Below are 20267 nucleotides of genomic sequence, written 5' to 3'. Positions count from 1 at the left end.
ACTTTGTCAAAGAAAATTTGGCCGATCATCAGAATGTGACAAGCTTATATAACGCATTCAAAGATTATTTAAACCAGCAAACCGACCTTAAAGTCAGTGAAGTGCCCTTAGCAACGCTAAATGGGGCTAAAGGGTATTTTCAACCCAGCACTAATGAAATTGTTATTGGTGGTGATGAATCCGATAATGCTTTAAAATTGAAGACGTTATATCATGAATATGCACATAGTCAGTTACATGGATTAAAATCAGCCTTTAAAGATCGGCCACGAGCCTATCAGGAAACCCAAGCCGAAGCGGTTGCGTATGTTGCCATGCAAAATATTGGCGTTGATACCAGCAACTACTCACTCGGTTACGTGGCCACCTGGACCAAAGATAAAGCCGTAATCCATAGCGCTTTAAGTGAGATTCAGCAAGTGAGCAACAAAGTGATTGAACTTAGCGATGGCTTAACCAAACAATTAGGCTTACAAGAAGCCCCAAAAGAGCCTGAGCATGATCTAAAAAAGCTATCAGCCCATGATCTTAATAAGCCCTATCATGGCTTGCAACAACAAGTTAAGCAAGCAACGAATCCACAACAAAAATTAGAACTAAAAAATAAATTAAATGATGTACACCAGAAAATCAGTAAGCGAACTCAAAAACAGCTGCAAGCATTTGCTGAAGAAAATCCAGAAATTAAACAACCAGATTCTGAACCCGATCAAAGCCTAAAACGTTAGCCAGTTTTTAAGGGACATGCTATAATGAAGGCAGAAAAAGGAAGCCCCGCCGAAAACAGGACTTCCCACGCAAGCCGCTTCAAAGGCGGTGGCATAATTACAAAACTATATTAATGTCGTCCCGTAACTCGCCAAAGTTATAATCGGGGCGGCTTTTTTATTTGTGGTGCTTGTCGATATAGCTGAGTAGCGCGATTAAAAACGTGCCAAACAGCAACATCAACGAGAGTGTCTGGAAGACGCTCATTGACTGTGAAACCTTCCTGAAGATTATTCCATGTTCCCATGGGCCTCACCTCGCAAGGGAAAAGACAGCCACCGCCCTTAAAACTTCCTGCGTAATCCATTATACAGGTGAATTAAGTGTTGACCAAGCACAATAAAGATTAAGTCATGAGGTTTCATAGGATCCTAAATTTGATTAAATTAAGAATCAGCAAAATATCTTTTGTAGATACCTTTTTTAGTTCCTGGAGTTTTTCAAGCTTACGCTGATGGAAGATTAATAGTACTGTCGAGTTACTTGAAGAAAAAATCCTCTTATTGGCGGAACTAAATTAGTAATGGCTGATTCAGTATCAATATTAGTCATTTTTATTTTTTAGAAAACCAGCTCTTATAGTTAAAATATGTTATTCCATTATGCGTGATGCTAGTTAAACTTAGAGAGTAAAAAATCCTGACGGCTTATACTTAAATCAAAGAAGTGTAAACATGTCAGATCGAATCTAGTCTAATCACAGTAATAATCGAATACAAGCCCCGTGGAACAAAAGGCAAACAATTCTAGCCCCGCTGTATCATCAGTACGTGCCAGCGGTTGTTCGTCATCGCAAGAATGTGGCACAAGCTATCCTACAAGATGTGACAGTACTAGCTTTAATGTGTTGGTAAGTTACTATTGGACTAGAAAAAAGCGTTCATTTTATCGCTTGTTTTCCCACCAGAAAGATTGCGATTTAACCATATTTGTCAGCATGCAGCCTATTTGTTTAATGTGATTGGAAATGGCTTACTACAAAACGAATTGTCAACAGTAATTTTCACGACAATTGATAGTATACCCACACCACTGTGTCAGCTAATTCGCAATCATAGCGCAAAGATTTTTAAGTATAACTGCTTCAATTGGGTACAATGCAACTAAAAACCCCCGGTTTTATGGATTTAAGGGCCATTTTTAGGTCACTAATTCGGAAATTGTAGTGGCATACGCCATGACTAAGGATTCAATTCATGATGTTAAGTTGGTTAAAAACTTAGTAATCCAATACTTTATTGCCAAAATTATGAGTGACTTAAAACTAATAGGCATCTGTTTTTGGACAACATATCGTAAAAATATGAAACAACGCTCCGGTGATGAGAACTTATTAAAATAATGTCTTTTTATTGATGCCTGGTTAAAAATTAACTAGCGCTATGCGTATTTCGTTATAAGTCTAAATCTGATTAATTGTTGATTAAACGCATTCTTATCAATATCGTGAGGAACCCTAGATATTATACCCATTGTTCAGCACTGCTCATAGTAAAATAATTTGAGGTTAACCCAAATTATACGCCCAGGGATTTATCATCTACTATCGAATGGAAATAAAAGGTATATGTAAATTGAACCTTTAATATTGACTTAACGGCGTTTTAGGGAGATTCAAATGATATGATTGGCGGGGGATTTATTACGTTCCCCGCCAAAATTACCGCCAAGTTTGGACCGATTGAGGGCTGATCTGGTGGGGATTTTTTGATAACTTTAGCATATAATAATTGTGGAGCTTAAAAGCATGGATGGAGTGGTATATATGAAAGATGCGGATTTAATTAGTAGCCTTCAAGGTGACGAGGCATCAATTACGGCGATTGCAACATACCTTCAGTATTCTGTCGGGAAGAATCCGGTTGTCCCAACCAGCGACTGGCGGATTTTGTTTTCTGATAAGACGCCTGATCATGGGAAAGGGGTCATTGCCTTACGTTGCAAACCTAATTTGACGTTACAGTCGAAGATGATAGATGTGCGTCGCCTATACAAGAAAGTTGAGGAACTTAAGCAGGCGTTGACGACTAGCTTTGATGTGTTGGTTGTCGGCTTTGTCGGTGTAGGGCGCGTCGTATTCTTCCCGTTTATGAACGGCAACCGAGATATGCGTCTGGATCTGAATGAAGATACGATTACTAAGCGGATGTATGCCACTAACTTCCAATTGATGGGCAATGCCCAACTTGCAGTAACTGAAGACGAATTTGGATTTGGTGACTATAAGCTCAGTTTGGATATTCAAAAAATCTTTAAGCGAGAATTGACCTCAACGTTCCTATTGATGGTGAAGTTCTATCGTAAGAAGCTGTCTGAACTGATTACCAGCACATCATTGAAGCAAGCCCTCATGCCATTGGTTACCGAGCACACAAAGGCGTTTTTGGTGAAGAATGACTTAGCTGATTTGGTCCAACAGGAATCCTATACTGCTGTGCTTTCAACGGTTGTTGATACCATAATTTTACGTCAGTTAATGCGCCGTTTCTTAGAAGGTTATTACGGATCAGAGGCTTTTGAAGTGAGCGGAATTTCACTTGGTGTCGGTAGTGGTACGTTGGATGATGCTATTAAGAAAGCCGTCCAGGTTGCGATTAGCGCGCCCGATGATACAAGGCTGAAGAAGATCAACCAGAAACACAAAGCACTCCAAACGATAAGCGAGCTGGATTTGTTTACTGGCTTATTTGATGACGAGGAACTGAGCGCAACCGCGCATGTCGGTAAGATGAGTGACAGTCAAAAATCGGATATTGAGGAGTTGACAGAGCATGCACGTGAACAATTTGCTGCGGTGTACGCTGGAGATCTCTTTTCGGGTAGTGTTGGAGAAGTTGCGACTGCTATTGAAAAACAAATGGTGAGTCAGTATCCAGAATTTGTGACCAAAATGTGGGTAGACACTTCTTCTGATCAATTCTCCTTTCGCTATGAAGATATGGCGCCAGAGTCTCTTGAGAAGCAGTACGAGAACTCAATGTCTGAAAACGTTCAGATCATGCTTGACCAACAAGGACAGCCGACGGTTTACTACGGTGATGATAAGCAGGAGCAAAAGCAAAAAGGCGCATATTACACCGATCAACGTCTGGTTGACTATATCGTAGATCAAACCGTGGAAAAGGAATTTATGACCCGATATGATCAACTCAAAAATACAATCCAGCGGAATGAGTCTAAATCCCTAGTGGAGACTGCGATCAATCACTTGCTAGCAATCAAAGTTGTGGATATGGCCTGCGGCGGTGGCTCGTTTCTCCGCGGAGCGTTTCTAAAACTTGCCGGTAAGCATGAATTGCTGACTGGTCTGAATCTCAATTCTGAACTAATCACCAGCTATCCGATGTTCGAGTCTGGGGAACAGGGTGAATGTCTGTGGGAAGAATATCTTCTTGATCACGTGATTTATGGTGTGGATATTGACTACAAGGCAGTTACCATTGCTTCGTTGACTTTGACCCTGTCCTCTCTTCAACATCGGGACACGAGCAAGCCTTTGCCTAATTTGGTCGGTAGAACGTTGATTCACCAGAACTCGTTGATGAATACCGTACCATTCAAGGAACGCGATAGAGCATTCAAACCACTCAAACGTGAGATTGCCATTTTACGTCGTGCTAAGTTGAGCAATGATACTACCTTCGAAACTAAACGTGTGAAGTTACAGGAAAAAGTGGCACATTACGTAGATTCAACACTTGGTGATCAAGCGCCCTTATTGAATGCAGAGTGCTTAGAAATCAATTTGCCAGAAGTCTTTTTTAAGGCCGACGGAACACTTGATCCATGTGGTGGCTTCACCTGTGTTGTGGGCAACCCGCCTTGGGAGACTTGGAAGCCGAATTCAGACGAATTCTACAGCCAATATGATCCAGATTATCTTGCCTTAAAGAATGCTAAGCGGAAAAAGCAACGACAGAAACAACTGCAGATTCAATTTCAGCTGCTGGATAAGCGTTGGATGGAGTATTCTGAGCGGATTGCTGCTGGATCTAAATTTCTACGTGACACGAAGAACTTCCAATTCCAGAGCTGGGTAGTGGCAGGCCGTAAGACATCTGGTGATCTTAACTTGTACAAGGCATCAGTTGAACGATTCTATCAATGCATGCAACAAAATGGTAGATTGGGCGTACTCGTACCCGATAACTTCGCTACGGATATGGGAGCAACAGGGCTTCGTCATATGGTCTTCGATCATAGTCAGATAAGTGAATACTTGTCCTTTGAGAACCGTAAGGGAATTTTCAAGGCTGTTCACAGAAGTTACAAATTTGCCGTATTGCTTCTTGAAAAAAAGAAACCATCAGAACCAGATTTCCATGCATTCTTTTACAAGGATAATCTGGAAGCTCTGGGTGATCAAAGTGAGAAGTTGACCTATGCAATGTCAGATGTAAAGAAAAACAAAGAATTATTATCATTGGTAGAGCCACAATCACAAGCTCAATTTGACGTATATCATAAAATGACGGGAAAATTTCCTTCTTTCGGCGAGACAAAACCATTCAAGTTGGGGAGAGATTTTGACAGGACAAATGATTCCGCATACTTTTCGATGGAAGAAAATAGCAATACCTTTCCACTGTACGAGGGTAAGAATTTTAATCAATTTACCATTAAAAGTTTACCTGCCGAGTTTGCAACGCAAGAAGGCGTTTTGAAAAAGATTCATCCTGATGAGGAGGATTGGAGAATTGCGTTTCGGGCTATTGCACGTGCAACTGATAAACGGTCACTAATAGCCACACTGTTACCTAAGGGAGCAGTTGCTGCGAACAGCGCAATTATTCAAAAGGATGTTAAGAATGTTACAATCCAGGATCGACTATTTTACCTTGGGTTGATGGATAGCTATGTCGTTGATTATTATTTAAGATTACTTGTGACTACAAATATCAATCAGTTCTTCATTAAGCAACTTCCGTTTGCTAGTCCAAGGGAGACTGATGATTCATCAGTGATAGAAAATGTCGTACGAGCATTATTAATTAAGAAAAACGCTGAGACAAATTTTTTTGACAATCTACCAGTTTCTGAAGAGGATGATACCAATCAAGATTTCTTGTCAATGTCTCAACCTAGTCTGATAGCAGAACTGAATGCAAGAGTTGCAAAGTTATATTCATTAGACCGTAATGATTTAATTACCTTGTTAGCAACTTTTGAATCTCCGCTGTACAAACAAGAAGTCCAGGAAGAATCTCAACGAATTATTAACAGATTTGATGAATTGACGGTAAGTGATTTATGAGTAATATTAGAGAGCTTTACACTAAACGTGTTATTGATAACCGAAACGTTAAGATGGTCGATGCTATTAAAGAACTGCTCAGCAAAGCGGATGTTCATTTGTTAGATGTGGCTGTTGGCTACTTCTATTTGAGTGGCTTGCTGTTGATCAAAGATGAATTTATTCATTTCATGACTGTTCAACAGGGCCATTTCAACATCCTAATGGGTAATGAAACTAATTATGCTACGCAACAATTATTTGCAGATAATGGCATAAAGGATGATTACTTTGAACAACTGTCAGAGACCATCAATCAGGATACGATGACGGTTTCCGACACAGACTTTCTGCGTCAAGTCAGCCAATGGGTTAGCCAAGGTCGGATTGAAGTCAAGGTATACACCGGAGAAGCAAATTACTTCCATGCCAAGAGTTACTTGTTTTGTCAGAACGCTGAGGGGCTTGATGGCTATGCACTGGTGGGCTCTTCCAATTTTTCTAATAATGGTTTACAAGGCAACACCGAACTGAATGTAATGAGCCGCGATACTTTCCCAGTGTTAAAGGACTGGTTTGATTTCATCTGGCAGTCGGATGAAGTTGAGACTTATGATGAGAAGTTGATTGCTGCCATTAAACATAAAGTACCAGCAATCATTAATGATAAACCATATCAGACGGTGGCTGAAACTTACCACGATTACGCTACCTTATTTAGTGTACCGTATGCCGATTTAGATCCTGCTTTGCCATGGGTACAGAAATTGTATCCACATCAGCAATCGGGTGTTATAGAAGTCAGTGATAAGTTAAATACTTTTGGCACAGCAGTTCTTTCTGATGGAGTGGGTTTAGGTAAGACCCGCACGACTGCCGGGATTATTCGACTTGGTTTAGATCAGGGGACAATTCATCGTGTCTTGCTAATTGCTGACAGCAAGTTGACAACGCAGTGGGTTGAAGAAATGGCGACAGTTGATGTTCATACTGATTGTTTCAAGCAGATAACCCGGCAGCGTTTCACCTTATTGGAGAAGTCAGAACTTGATAAGTTGGCAAAGCAATACGACATGATTGTGATCGATGAGGCCCATCTAGGTTTCAAGTCGCGAAAAGCTAAGGCCTATGTGCATCTTCAATACGTATTTGAAACTAGCGGTGAAAAAATCAAAGGGTTGTTGTTAACTGCCACCCCTTGGAACAATTCTCGTGAAGATGTGTTAAATCTAGGGAGTTTGTTCTTATCTGCTGATCGTATTCCTAGTGATCGAAAATACCGAGATATTTTTCAGTTTGGAAATACTGGTAAAGCAATTCGGGAGTTGGCGAATGATAATGAGGCATTCAATCAGTTCTGGGATGATTTGTTTCTTCAGCGAACTCGCAAGACTTATGGTGGTAAAGCAGTTGAATACGCCGAACGTGAATTTCCAGCAATCGAGATTCCATATGAACCCCGTAAGAACCAACTGTTTGGAGAGAACTTTGAACGCATTTCCGGACTTAATTTTGCGTACATGGATCCAATGCGCTATGTCGGTGATTCACGCAACCAGGTTGGGGTAGACCGTCTTAAGATGATCTTACTCAAGCGCGCCGATTCGAGCTGGCGGGCATACCATGATTCTCTTACCAGCATCGTAAACAAGTTGGAGAAGCTGTCTAGTCAGTTGGACGGTATCCAACATTCAACCAAGCAAGCGCCGGATTTGAGAACTTTCCTAGCTAATGCCTACAAATTAGATGCTTATAATGAACAGAAGCTTGGGGGTCTGCGTGAAGCATTCTATGGGCAAGACCCTGACGATGGACTAGATGACACCGAGTCAAGCGATTTGCTACCAAGTGAAGAACGATCCAATCAGCAGAAACGTCGCTATTTCAATAGAATTAGTGCACAAGTGCAATCTGTAAATGAGCATACTGCCAAGCGAGCTGTCGCAAGGATATCGCAAGATACGGCACAGGACTTAACGATTTTAAAGCCCTTATTACGGGATCTCGAATCAGCCTATGCCAACCGTGATGAAAAACTCGAAGGCGTCAAGCAATACTTACTTAAAGAACTCTCTCTGGGACGTAAGGTGATTGTAGTCTCCAGCTTCAAGACGACTGCGGAGTATTACTTCACTCAGTTAAAGCGGATGCCTGAGTTCAATAAGGACAAGATTGGACTGATTACTGGTGGTGATGCAGCCAATTTTATTGGAGGACAGGAAGTTTCACGTAAAGAGATTCTGGACCGCTTCTCACCGCGGTCCAAGAATCGCGTGGATTTGATTGATTCTCCCAAAGAAATCAATCTTCTGATTGGCACGGACACAATCTCAGCAGGGCAGAACTTGCAGGACGCGCAAGTGATCATGAATCTTGATCTACCATACAACCCAATGATACTTGAGCAACGAATTGGTCGGATTGATCGACCGCGTGACGTTTCAAAAACAAAATCTATTTATGTCTATACCTTCCCCGTCTATCAAACCATTGATGCAGAACTTAAGATGAGCGAGCGCTTGGACAAAAAGATGGAAGGTGTCATGGAAGACACGCAGTTTGATAATGCGGTATTACCGAATGCCGAGTACATGAATTTCCTCAAGCAGGCTAAGGCGACAAAAGGTAACGCTGTTCAGAAGATGCTGGATGATACTGTCCAGAAGACTGTGGTTAAGGCTGGTCTGAGTTCAGAAAAACATTCGGAACAGTATCAGATCGCCAATCGCCGGATGTACGATGCGAAAATTGAACCGATTGTCCGCACTAAGGAACCGGTTATTCCAAAGGTTAGCTTTGCTTCGGGCGCGGTGCATGGTGTTGCGGTATTGCAATTAACCTTTAACGATGTCAATCAGGCGTTGCTAGCCAAAAAAAATATCGTAGTTGATCTTACTAATGTGGACAACGACAGCGTAACTAATGGGGAGCAACAACTTCATGATGCATTGAACACAGGTATCGATGGAACGTCCAAATTGAATGAAAGTACCGCAAAGTTAAGTGTTTCCAAGTTGGATGCTGTGTTTCGTCAGGTTCTTGAGCGTGAGGTTGCCAAGTATAATCAAGCAATGAGACAGTCTGAAGGTGCGATTGGCGCACTGAAAGATCGGGTCGCGGAACAAACCGCTAAAGCGATTGAGGAGAGCGTTCGTAATTCTGCTAATCGCACAATGATTATGAACAAAATCCAAGAGGCCGGCTTAACACCTAAGTTCATCGGTAAACTGACTCAGAATATACGCACCATCGATCAGGATAGTCCGCTATATGAAGACGTTGTTGAAATCAGCCGTGATGTGAATTTGTTCTGGTTGAACTTCAGCTATTACGCCGACCAGTTTGATTTGGGGAATATTGAACTGACTGGGAAGCGACAGTTGAGCCGGATGGACGTGCGGTTGGCGGACAGTAGCCAGTCAAAGTATGAGTTGTTGTTGGCAAATGTGAAAATTTAAGATATATGCGCGCGATTTAGAGTGCTAGCAGGAGGGTAATTTGAGCAATATTTTTAGTAGTGGTAAGTTAACCTTATCAAGGGGTGGAAGCGATCAATACCTATTGAATGGGGTGAAGATGCTTGACGCCGACAATCAGCCTATCAAAGAAGCCGAATTCGAATCTCGCGTGAGTAACGAAGTCGCGAGATTTATCAATAATAATTACTCACAAATTGTTTTTTTGGCAGGAGCGGGTGCATCAATTACCGGTCAGCAAGATTCACAGAGCATTCGAGGCCGTTCAATGCGAGAGCTAACTGGAATTATTGCAGATGCTCTGGATACTGATGAAAAAGCGTTTTCCATCAGCCAAATGGCAAGGTATTCAAAATATAAGTTTATTGATGCTACAAGTGAAGACTTTCAGTTAGAAAATTTTATTTCAGCTGTTCAATCAGCTCAGCCGTACATTGCGATAGACAAACAATCGAAGTATAACAAAAGTGTCTCCGTCATCCTAGAAACGATAATTCGGAATACAAGTTATGACTACGACGACCGATTATTGAAGCATGCTCAAATCATTAATATACTTTCGTCTCGTATCACTCCACCTAACAAGCTCACTATCGCAACAACGAACTATGACACGTTGTTTGAAGAAGCTGCAGCTAGAATAGCATACACTGTTATGGATGGATTTACAGCGGATATTGACCCACACTTTGATCCAGACGTGTTTGAATGGAATCTGGTAAAAGATATTCCTAATTTAGCAACTGCTGAGCTGGAGTACAAGAAGCAGGTTATCAATCTGATCAAGCTTCACGGATCATTAACGTGGCAATTCGACGATGAACATATCTTGCGGAGATTGCCGCGCAATCTAGTTAACAGTCCGGTGATGATATTCCCGAGTGCAAACAAATATATGCAATCGTACACAGAGCCTTATTTTGAGCTGTTCTCTAAATTTCAAGAATTGATCAATAGACCTAACACTTTATTGATTGCCAATGGATTTAGTTTTGGTGATACTCATATTGCCGAGATGGTGTATCATGCTGTAACACATAACTCAGGATTATCACTGCTGGTATCCGATTATTCCTTGGAGGGACATGATGCTCGAGGTTGGAAATTATTGGAAGGGCTAAAGGATTCGGGCTACTCGATTGTATTCCTTCAAGCAGTTTTGAATAAGCTTCCAAGATATCTGGAGGCGGAATCGAATGAATATTGATCACGTGTTTCAAAGATCTGCTCATGAAGCAGGAACTGTTAACCTCGATAAGAGCAATTACTATCTTGGCACAATATCTGAGGTGTCTGCAGCTGCTGCCACCATACAAATAGAGAACCTATCAATATTACAAGGTCGAATTTTTCAGAGAGAAAGTTTTGTCCCAGGCGGAATGAATTATATGATAATTGTAGCTAGTGAAAATGGAATATTTATTGGAAGAGTAAAGCGAAACGCAATCAAAGATTCTGAGAGTATTCATGTGTTGATGAAAACAGGAAAGCTGGATGCAATTTATCCCCAGACCGCAGCCGAAATGTTAGCGTATATTCCACCGTTTATGGACGTATTTCGTCCGACTGGCTTTTCTAGCGTTGCAATACATGACAAGGTTTATCTTGCTCCAGAGGAGGTAATTACTCGCTATTATCAGTCGTTAGAAGTGCTTGATTCAGCGAAAGGTGAACGTTCATTGATACCATTTGCAACACTAGCTGTAAAGTCTAATCTAAAAATTGGCTTCAAGCCTGCAACATTGTTCAGTAGGCATCTGATGATTATCGGTTCAACCGGTAGCGGGAAGAGTACCAGCGCATTATCAATTTTGGATAAAGCATCCAATGATGGAGAAAAAATTCTAATCATTGATCCAACTGGGGAATATAAAGACACATTTGATGAAAATGAAATTGACAAGCTCCATCTTGGAGAAGATACCTGCATTGTACCTGGAAGTGTGTCGATTGATCAATGGATTGATTTATTGCAAGCTAGTCCTGGCATTCAGGCTCCATCTTTGATGAACGCTATCCTAGCACTACGATTTCAGTGGAAAAATGATTTAAAGGGAGAAGTCTATCAAAAGATTGGCACCACGTTTGCACAAATTGAGACGAACATGGCGAATCTAAGTTCAGAGGATACTAATTTCAATTTCACTTGTTTGGAACAGCAGATGTTACAAGAGTCTGTCTCCGAAAAGAAGTTCTCAAATGGTGAGTTGGAGAAAGATTACTTTAAGGCAAACGCCAACCGGCCCTTGGTGGAAAGACTTCAGCAATTTCAGCAGTCGCCAATGTTTCGTAAGTTATTCGCCGATGCTTCTCAAAATTCACTTACAGAAAGACTTGATGCCTTTTTTGAAGGAAAACGTAGCTTGTATGTTGATGCCTCGACAATTAACTCTGGAGATCAAGTTGGGCAGTTAATAGTTGATTTTATCTGCCGGAGAATAGAAGAATGTAAGCAAAGAGAGCAACAAGCGTTTATATTATTTATCGACGAGGTTCATCGGTATGTAAAGAGGCAGACTAACGATGGTAGTCTTGTGGAAGATGGGTTAACTACTTTAGCTCGTGAGGGGCGCAAGTTGGGGGTATACTTGCTCCTTACTACCCAGAGCCCAAATGATGTCTCTAAAATTCTTATTGCTCAGATGGGTTCCATGTTGATACACAGGTTAACGCAACCGGATGAGTTATTCTCAATTAAGAATTATCTTGATGAGGATAGTCGACACCAGATTCAAAAACTGGATCAGGGTGAGGCAATACTGACAAGTGTCAATCTAATGCATGACATTCAATTAAAAATGGATAAATCAAAGAGAAGTCATGCTAATAGTTCACCGTCACTGCAATGCGAAAGCAAATGAATGTTGAGGGCAAGGATGATTGATTGCACTAGCTACCCCGTTATTGGTTACTCAAGTGAGGAGATGACCAAGCAGACTGTGAGTAAAGTCAGGTTTGTTCAATTTAGATGAACAATCTTGGCTTTTTCGAGTGAATACACATAGTGAGCGTGCAGATCTGACGTCAACTTATCAAGCCCATTTTTAGTTTTTAAAGATTGTATAGCAACATCACAGCTCCTTCGTTTCCATAAATCTTCAAGCACATATCATGACCTTTGTCATAAATGGTATGAGTGTTTTCTTTGTGACAAAGACCGTGGGGATTGAATCAATGTTCTCAATATCACTGTTAGGCATCGATTGCTCCTATCCTAGTATTTGGTACATAAATTTCTGAACAGTTGTGCCATAATTAATAAAACAAGATAGGAGCATTCCAATGAAACGATATCAAGATGATTTTAAAGCCAGCATTGTGAAGAGAAAAGATCTATTCGCTCGCTTTCCGAGGAATACGGTGTTTCTCCAGCCGCAATTCATAACTGGGTTAAAGGCGCTAAATCAGTTGAGCTAGAAGACGGTACTGAAGTAACGTCCAAAGAATTCAAACAACTTCAAAAGGAAAATCAGCGATTAAAAGAGGAACTTGAAATTTTAAAAGCTGCGGCGGTGTTACTGGGAAAGCATTAGGACGAATTAATTGCCTTGTCTTCATAGAAGATCAGTTATTGCGACACCGCTTATCAATTATTCTTTCGGCACTGAAATTACCGCGCAGCACCTATTACCATTGGAAAAGATATCAACCTAGTCAACACGAACGTGTTGATAATCAGCTCAAAGAAAAAATTAAATTGATTTGGGAAAATAATTATCGTGCCTATGGTTATCCACGAATAACGATGGTGCTTCGCAAGTCAGGCATCTGTGTTGGGTCAAAACGAATTTTACGATTAATGAGGGAAATGGAGATTCACTCTTTAATGAATCGGCGATTTAAAAAACCTGGCACTCATGTGGATCATTCACAACGCCCCAATTTAATCAAGCACCAGCCCAATGCAAGGATATGGCGTGCTGACATTACTTATTTGGAATTACGTCCAGGAACCTGGGTTTATCTCAGTTCTATTTACGAACCAAAGGTTCATCAAGTCCTTGCTTTCAAGATTGGTCGTCAGATGGAGGCGACGTTAGTTGTAGAAACGATTAATCAGGCGCTTGAATGTCATCAAAAGCCACAATATTTTCACTCTGACATGGGTTCACAGTACACCAGCAACGAAGTTGAAACTTTACTTGAACGGCATCAGATTAGCCACTCATACTCAAAACAAGGTTATCCTTATGATAATGGGCCAATTGAAGCTTTTCACTCATTGTTGAAGAGAGAGTTTGCCTTTCAAACAACTTTTTCCAATTTTGAGGACTTGGTAATCCGAACCTCAAATTACATCAGTTGGTTTAATTCCGACAGAATTAGAACGAGTGTTTAGAAAAAGATGTGCCATTTATTGACATAGGAGCAACTTGAATAAACTAGCTTGATTATTGCAAGATATCAATAACGTATTTAAAAACCAAAAAATAATCTATATAAAGACCACTCTAAAAAAGACTTCAATTACTCAGAAGATTATCTATTTTCAAATTTAAGAAATTCGTACTTAATTATTAATACTACATCCTAATTACCTTTTGCATCTACTTATAGAAAGGGAGGAGTTCAATGCATATAAATTACATTCAAAAATATGTTAGTACTACTGGAGTAACAAATAGATCATTAGGTGGGCCCTTAGAGAAAAGTCTACAGAATGCTGTCAAAACAGTATGTACTATAGCAAACAATAACAATTACGAAATGGGCCTTGTCATTTCCCCTGGATATTTATCAACTCAACAAAATACCGCAGATGATTTAGTGAATGAGATTACTAAGGGACTAATAAAAGGGGAAAAAATCTCAAATTGTTGGATTTTAGGAACTATGAATGGTGATAATAAACCAACTAAGCAATCAAAATACTCCAAAATACTTAATTTCACCGTAAGTGCTTTCAGAAAAGTATCTACAGTTACTATTCAACCTAATTTAATTAAATCACCAGCACCCTTTGCAAAAGATCATAGAAAAATGTTTTTTATCCTATTATGGAAAAATAAATCACTAAAACCAGTATTAAAGGGTAAAGGAGATATATCAACCTTTATTAAAAATGTTGTTGTTCCCGTTGCGACAATAGGATCGTCAAATTTTAGTAGATCAACATATTTCTTGGGTAATGATCACAATGAATCTGATATACTTTGGATAGATGATGACGTGTTAAATAAAATTAATAACACAAACAATCAAATTTATAATGATGAAATTCTTCCTAATAACTATCTATCTCCATCTAACAACGGTGTCCCTATAATAGTTAGTGCTACTGTTAATTCCTTAAAAAAAAATAACATTAGTAATTATTTAAGATTGATATTAGAGCAGACACTAAAAACAGTATTGTCTTAGCAACTACGATTGCCAATAAATAATCCCTAATGTCCATAATCAAGATATGATCTATACCCCCAAAGTTAAAGTAAAAACTTTAGTTTGGGGGTATTTTTTATGACTAAGATTCAAAAGAAATTAAATTGCGTGCGTTAACTGAATATTTTAATGGTCAAGGGAGCTCTCTTAGCATTGCAAATAAATATCAGATAGCACCAAAATTATTCCGAATACTCATTGCAGCCTATCGAACTCACGGTTCTGATTTGTTATTTAACCCGCCTCAGTTAACGCCTAATTTTAGAATTGAGGTTGTTCTGTAAAGAATTTAATCAGATTAAGTATAATTGCATTTGTACGCCAAATAGCGTACAATGTTGTTGAGGTGATGAGAATGGCAAGAATTGAAGCTCGAATTGACGGAACTATTAAAAGTAAAGCCAAAGACGTGTTGGCTAATCACGGTCTAACAATTTCTGATTTTATGCGCATGACACTGACAACAGTTGCTAATGAGGGCTTACCTAAATATTATTCAATCCCTAATCGGCAGTTAAAAGATTCGATCCAAGAAGTTGTTGATGCTTTATCTGGAAAAGAAAAGCTACCCGAAGCACATAGCCTTAAAGAATTAGATCAATTGCTTAGCTCCGATGACGCATTGGAGCCTTCAAAATAAATGACGAAAGTAATTAAATATACCAAAAATTTTAAAAAACAGTTCAAAAAACGGCGTCAAGATCCTAAGTGGCGTTCAGTATTTAAAAGTTCGCTACCTCAAGAGCTTGACTATCAAGAGCGAAGCCCTTGGGAATTTATTATTCAGTGTTTAATTGAAGATAAAACCATTCCGGATTATTTTTATCCGCATGCTTTGGAAGGGCTAAAGGACTTAAAGAAACAAATTAAGCGTCAATTAAATAATGCCAATATGACGGTAATTATTCTAGAATTACATTTTGATGGTCGCAATGGCGACCATTTATTGGTCTATGTGCCAACCGGTAAAACTGTCTTTTTAGCTGGTATTGGCACGCATAGTGAACTATTTGGGTAATATAAAAGGGATACTCATATTGAGCGTCCCTTTTTAAGTTATCCAAAATCAATTTGATCAAGCATGGTTTCTTGACTGGATTGATCCAAACCTAAATAAGCTAACGTCATGGCTTCACTAGAATGATTCAACAAGTGCATGACTAAGCCAATATTATAATTCGATTGCGTGTAGACGCGATAAGCGCCGGTTTTTTTGTCGTGGATAAACGCATTCTGACGCACAGTACCATTTCCGTTGAAGACGTCGGCCAAACGAAGCTTCATAACATCGCTCACGCGTAATAAGGTCGCCTTGCCAACTTGAAAAATTGTGTAATTGGTCCCCTGTCAATAAAATAGACAATTTAAATAGAGACCTTTTTGTCCTATGCCACGACTAAATTTTGAATTTGAGTTTGATACTCATCTTCAAGTTGCTTTGGTGATTTGAATCCACAGTGACTGTGAATTCTAACTGTGTTGTAAAACGTTTCAATGTACTGAAAAACTAGTCGTTTAGCTTCGGAGTATGAATGGATTTTAAACCGATTTATCCATTCACGCTTAATCAAGGCATGAAACGACTCAATGCAGGCATTATCCCAAGGATAAGCTTTCTTTGAATAGCTTAATGTCATGTTAGCTGTAACTTGATTGTAAGCTTCAGACGTAAACTGACTACCACGATCACTGTGCATGATTAATGGCTTGCTAATATGGCGACTGTGCTTAGTCTTTTCAATAAGTGGGATGACATTCGATACCTCCAAGGTTTCAGATAAGTCCCAACCAATGATCCGTCGGGAGTACAAGTCCATAATACTGGTTAAATAAACGAATCCGTCATGAACTGGAATATAAGTGGTGTCAATGCACCAAACGGCGTTTGGTCGCAATGGATTGAACTGCTCGTCTAAAATATTTATTAGCTGTTTATCAAACTTAGAATTGCGAGTGGTAGTCGTCCAAGGGGTTAGGTAAACGGCGTGAATGCCAAGTTCACGCATATACTTACCAACAGTTCGTTCAGCGATCTTATATCCTTTTGAGCGAAGTTCTTGGGTGATTTTGCCGGCACCGTAAATACAAAGGCTTTTGAGCCAAATTGCTTTAATTTCACCTTGAATAAACTTCTTCCGAAGCTTTCGCGGTGATTGGTGATTATGACGCTTTTCTCGTTGATAGTAACCACTTCTTGAGATTCCAACATAATCACACATACCATTGATGGAAGGGTGGGATTCCAAAGCGTGCTGAACGTCCATTTCTTGGTATACCTTTTCGGTAGTTACTTGCTCAGAATCCCGATTGATTTTTTTAACACTTCGATCGCTCCTTCAGCGTCACGAAGTTGACGCTTTAGTCGTGCAATCTCCTTGTCCTTATCGCTGGCAAAATTACCAGAGCCACGGCCAAACTCCCCAGTCTCAGTAAACAGCTTAATCCATTTATGTAATGTACTAGCCCCAATACCTAGATTCTTACTTATTTCATTCATGGTCATGTGATCCTTGTTATCTAAGTAATACTGAACGGCCTGTTCCTTAAATTCCTTGTCATAACTGTGCTTCGTCATTATTTGATCCTCCAATTTACTTCCTTAATTATACTAAATCAGAGTCTCTATTTAACTTGTACACTTTTTATTCTAGGCCCACAATATTATAATTCGATTGCGTGTAGACGCGATAAGCGCCGGTTTTTTTGTCGTGGATAAACGCATTCTGACGCACAGTACCATTTCCGTTGAAGACGTCGGCCAAACGAAGCTTCATAACATCGCTCACGCGTAATAAGGTCGCCTTGCCAACTTGAAAAATTGTGTAATTTCGCCGCCCGGCTTTAAAATTATGAAGTAGGGTATCTTGTACTTCTTTGAGAATATTTGAATCTTTGATAGGTAAGACAATTTGCTGCACGAGCAATAATTTCTTTTACTTTAAAAGTTAATTGGTTGCAGAAATCCAAAAAGCAAACCACAATTATGTGGTACGATGATAAACAAACAGGAGGCAATTATGATGAATGCCAGCATTATTAAAAATAAAACAGTGTCAACACGGGTTACCTCTGATAATTAGTAAGCGAGCCAAAAATAATTTAGCCAAGCAAGGTTTAACTATTCCTGAGTATATTCGATTGTCTTTGGTCAAAGCAGCCAACAATGAAGTTCGCTTGGTCAGTTTTTTTAGATTCTTCTGAAGCTTTGGCAGCAAAGCGAGAGGCCGAAATAGGACAATCCCAAATGAACGGCTCATTGAATGACTTAGATGATTGGATCGATAAGTTAGATGCAATTAAGAGGACAAAGTCTTTCGAACGTGAGTTAAAAAATTAGTAAAAAAACATTTTCCGATAAACGTCTTGATAAAGTGCAACACAAAAGTTAGACAAAATTGAATATTTTTAAACTGCTAAGGCATGTTCCCTGTATTCGCAGGGAGTCATGCCTTTTGTTTTCTGTGATATTCGTCGATTGTTAAACCAATCAATGTAATTCTTTGTGATTTCCTTGAATTCTCCAATATCTTTACACTGTGGAAATCCATTAAGACATTCTGTTTTAAGAAGATGAAAGAAGCTTTCAATTGGCGCATTATCAAGACAGTTTCCCTTACGAGACATGCTTTGTATAAATTTTTTTTCAGAGAGTTTATCGGTATAGTAATTCAATTGATAATGCCAACCTTGATCTGAATGAATTATTGGTTTTATTCCTTCCGGAATATTTTCTGTGAGTTCATCGAGTGTATTCATAATTAGTTTACTGTTAGGACTATTACTTACTTGAAATGCTAAAACTTCCTTGCTTGCTTCGTCAGTAATAGCTGAAACGTAAGCCCACTTAGTATCGGCCAAGCGTACTTGTGTAACATCGGTATGTAATACTTTGAAAGGTACGGTTTCATTAAAATGCTGATGTAGAACGTTACGGGCCACTTTTCCAACTGTACCTTTATAAGATGAATATCTACCATTTCTGTGGCGGTTATAAAGGCTTACTTGAACATTTAATTCATCCATCAAACGACGCACTACGGCGTCTGATAGATGGATATCTAATTTAATGAGCTCTTCTTGAACTGCTCTTATACTAAAAAAATGGACTATTTTTATTCAGTCCGTAAAATGAAAGTATAGGAGTATTTTTATGTCAATTCGTTATTCACAAGATTTCAAAGATTCATTGGTTAAACTTCACCAAGAAGGCCGTTCACTTAAATCATTAGCAGAAGAATTTGGTCCGTCGAAAGATTCTATTGCTATTTGGGTTAAACAAGCTACCCCAATCATGATCAAGGGTCAGTCAAAGACTTTAAAAGACGTCAAGCAACTAGAGAAGCGTCTCGCTATTTTGGAGGAAGAAAACGAAATTTTATCACGCATAGCCTGACAGGCATTGAGCGGCCATCTTACTAGCCAAAAAATAGTCCGTAATGTGGGATTGCCGCTCGTTAACCAATTTTTAGCACAAGGCTACGCGCTTGTGCGTATTTTAAGTGCACTTAAAATCAAACCTAGTACCTATTACAACTGGCGCCATTGGCAGCCCAGTCGACAAGAAAAGCGTAGAAAACTTCTTACTTGATCTATTATACAAGGAAATTGAGCGATGCCCAAGTAAAAGAATGATTTGCATTGAATGAGAAACGAATGATCAAGATATTTACTGAACTTGGTTGTATATATTACTGTTAAAGTGATACCGCCACGGCAGATTTCCCTGTTTGGTGGTATTATTTTGCTCTTCCAATATTGTAATTCTCAATAATTACATTTGACATTTTATGAATTACCTGATATGATTGCACCATTCCATAAAGTAATTCACGAGAATAACAGGAGAAGCGAATGAAATTTACAAAAAGTAAGCTTGGTAACCTTGCGGATTTTACCACTGGGATCTTATTACCAAGAATCAAAGATCCTATTGATGAAAAACCTAGTCAGAGAATGATATACAATCCATTGTCGAGGTCAGTTAGATATATCCATGGTGATTCTGAGTTGCCGTTAATCACCACAGATCAAATTGGAATTTCAATGCTGCAACGAGAAGCCTATCTAGTGGAGAAAAAAGCTTTTGTAGACGAGCAAATATTGACTGCAAACTTTACCGCAGCAACACTAGATAGTCGAGTAAAACAAAGTTACTTTGTTTGGTGGTTTAACCACAGTATTGAAGCACAACGTCAACTGGAAGCATTGGGACAGCTAGGACGTCGAGTAATATTAAAAGATTTACGTGAAATGACTATTTCTATACCAAACTTGTCGTTGCAACATGACATTGGGGAACTTTATGTTCTGAGTCAAAAACGATCAATAGCGTTAAAACGAAAGGCTGATTTGACTGAAGAACAAGTACTACAATTCATTAGGCAGCATATGATGGAGGAAGGTTAACT

The 20267-nt window shown here is 39.4% G+C and carries 15 protein-coding genes and 3 pseudogenes; 12 read left to right on the top strand and 6 right to left on the bottom strand.

Features of this window, described 5'->3' with window-relative positions:
• Positions 1 to 728 (top strand): ImmA/IrrE family metallo-endopeptidase (locus tag MMY95_RS12180; protein WP_241277675.1); only part of this gene is annotated, 728 nt, incomplete at its 5' end.
• 157 nt (positions 729 to 885) lie between these two features.
• Here MMY95_RS12180 and MMY95_RS16095 read toward each other — a convergent pair.
• Positions 886 to 948 (bottom strand): putative holin-like toxin, encoded by a 63-nt coding sequence (locus MMY95_RS16095; protein WP_222843308.1) that lies wholly within the window; start codon positions 946 to 948, stop codon positions 886 to 888.
• A gap of 1585 nt (positions 949 to 2533) precedes the next feature.
• Between MMY95_RS16095 and MMY95_RS12170 the strand changes: the two genes are divergently transcribed.
• The 8 genes and pseudogenes from MMY95_RS12170 (at position 2534) to MMY95_RS12135 (ending at position 15877) form a co-directional block, all read left to right on the top strand.
• The gene (locus MMY95_RS12170; RefSeq protein ID WP_063493523.1) at positions 2534 to 6022 is read left to right on the top strand and encodes a hypothetical protein; all 3489 of its coding nucleotides are present in this window, start codon (positions 2534 to 2536) and stop codon (positions 6020 to 6022) included.
• A complete protein-coding gene (locus tag MMY95_RS12165) occupies positions 6019 to 9459 on the top strand; it encodes a helicase-related protein (protein WP_063493520.1) in 3441 nt (1146 codons plus the stop codon). The genes MMY95_RS12170 and MMY95_RS12165 overlap by 4 nt, the downstream gene beginning before the upstream one ends.
• A 40-nt stretch (positions 9460 to 9499) precedes the next feature.
• Complete coding sequence (locus MMY95_RS12160; protein ID WP_063493521.1) at positions 9500 to 10684, top strand: SIR2 family protein; 1185 nt, start codon at positions 9500 to 9502, stop codon at positions 10682 to 10684.
• The gene (locus tag MMY95_RS12155) at positions 10674 to 12338 is read left to right on the top strand and encodes an ATP-binding protein (RefSeq protein ID WP_063493522.1); all 1665 of its coding nucleotides are present in this window, start codon (positions 10674 to 10676) and stop codon (positions 12336 to 12338) included. The genes MMY95_RS12160 and MMY95_RS12155 overlap by 11 nt, the downstream gene beginning before the upstream one ends.
• Before the next feature lie 421 nt (positions 12339 to 12759).
• Positions 12760 to 13816, top strand: a pseudogene (locus tag MMY95_RS12150) (IS3-like element IS1163 family transposase).
• A 233-nt stretch (positions 13817 to 14049) separates the two neighbouring features.
• Positions 14050 to 14838: a hypothetical protein gene (locus tag MMY95_RS12145; RefSeq protein ID WP_063493503.1), complete on the top strand. Its 789-nt coding sequence runs from the start codon at positions 14050 to 14052 to the stop codon at positions 14836 to 14838.
• A gap of 376 nt (positions 14839 to 15214) precedes the next feature.
• Complete coding sequence (locus MMY95_RS12140; protein ID WP_063493502.1) at positions 15215 to 15499, top strand: type II toxin-antitoxin system RelB/DinJ family antitoxin; 285 nt, start codon at positions 15215 to 15217, stop codon at positions 15497 to 15499.
• Positions 15500 to 15877 (top strand): type II toxin-antitoxin system YafQ family toxin, encoded by a 378-nt coding sequence (locus tag MMY95_RS12135; protein WP_063493501.1) that lies wholly within the window; start codon positions 15500 to 15502, stop codon positions 15875 to 15877.
• A 38-nt stretch (positions 15878 to 15915) separates the two neighbouring features.
• Here MMY95_RS12135 and MMY95_RS12130 read toward each other — a convergent pair.
• From MMY95_RS12130 to MMY95_RS12115, 4 genes and pseudogenes are all read right to left on the bottom strand, one after another.
• Positions 15916 to 16197, bottom strand: a pseudogene (locus MMY95_RS12130) (hypothetical protein); the annotation flags it as partial.
• 47 nt (positions 16198 to 16244) lie between these two features.
• The gene (locus tag MMY95_RS12125; RefSeq protein ID WP_010011610.1) at positions 16245 to 17123 is read right to left on the bottom strand and encodes an IS3 family transposase; all 879 of its coding nucleotides are present in this window, start codon (positions 17121 to 17123) and stop codon (positions 16245 to 16247) included.
• 23 nt (positions 17124 to 17146) lie between these two features.
• A complete protein-coding gene (locus MMY95_RS12120; protein WP_003688751.1) occupies positions 17147 to 17434 on the bottom strand; it encodes a transposase in 288 nt (95 codons plus the stop codon).
• 67 nt (positions 17435 to 17501) lie between these two features.
• Complete coding sequence (locus MMY95_RS12115) at positions 17502 to 17777, bottom strand: hypothetical protein (protein WP_241277673.1); 276 nt, start codon at positions 17775 to 17777, stop codon at positions 17502 to 17504.
• A 102-nt stretch (positions 17778 to 17879) separates the two neighbouring features.
• On the opposite strand from MMY95_RS12115, the pseudogene MMY95_RS12110 reads away from it, so the two are divergent.
• A pseudogene (locus MMY95_RS12110) lies at positions 17880 to 18196 on the top strand (type II toxin-antitoxin system RelB/DinJ family antitoxin).
• Positions 18197 to 18264: 68 nt separating this feature from the next.
• Here the strand turns inward: MMY95_RS12110 and MMY95_RS12105 are convergent.
• On the bottom strand, positions 18265 to 18951 hold the full coding sequence (locus tag MMY95_RS12105; RefSeq protein WP_347192198.1) for an IS3 family transposase: 687 nt from the start codon (positions 18949 to 18951) through the stop codon (positions 18265 to 18267).
• A 58-nt stretch (positions 18952 to 19009) separates the two neighbouring features.
• Between MMY95_RS12105 and MMY95_RS12100 the strand changes: the two genes are divergently transcribed.
• Both MMY95_RS12100 and MMY95_RS12095 read left to right on the top strand, forming a co-directional pair.
• Complete coding sequence (locus MMY95_RS12100) at positions 19010 to 19252, top strand: transposase (RefSeq protein ID WP_004912700.1); 243 nt, start codon at positions 19010 to 19012, stop codon at positions 19250 to 19252.
• Between the two features lie 458 nt (positions 19253 to 19710).
• Entirely contained in the window at positions 19711 to 20265 is a 555-nt protein-coding gene (locus MMY95_RS12095) for a hypothetical protein (protein ID WP_241277671.1), read from the top strand.
• The last annotated feature ends 2 nt before the right edge of the window (positions 20266 to 20267 follow it).

This window comes from Lactiplantibacillus sp. ME-2, assembly GCF_022549155.1.
Classification (GTDB): domain Bacteria; phylum Bacillota; class Bacilli; order Lactobacillales; family Lactobacillaceae; genus Lactiplantibacillus; species Lactiplantibacillus plantarum.
The sequence above is the reverse complement of the archived record's forward strand: the minus strand, read 5'-3'. Positions and strand labels throughout refer to the sequence as shown.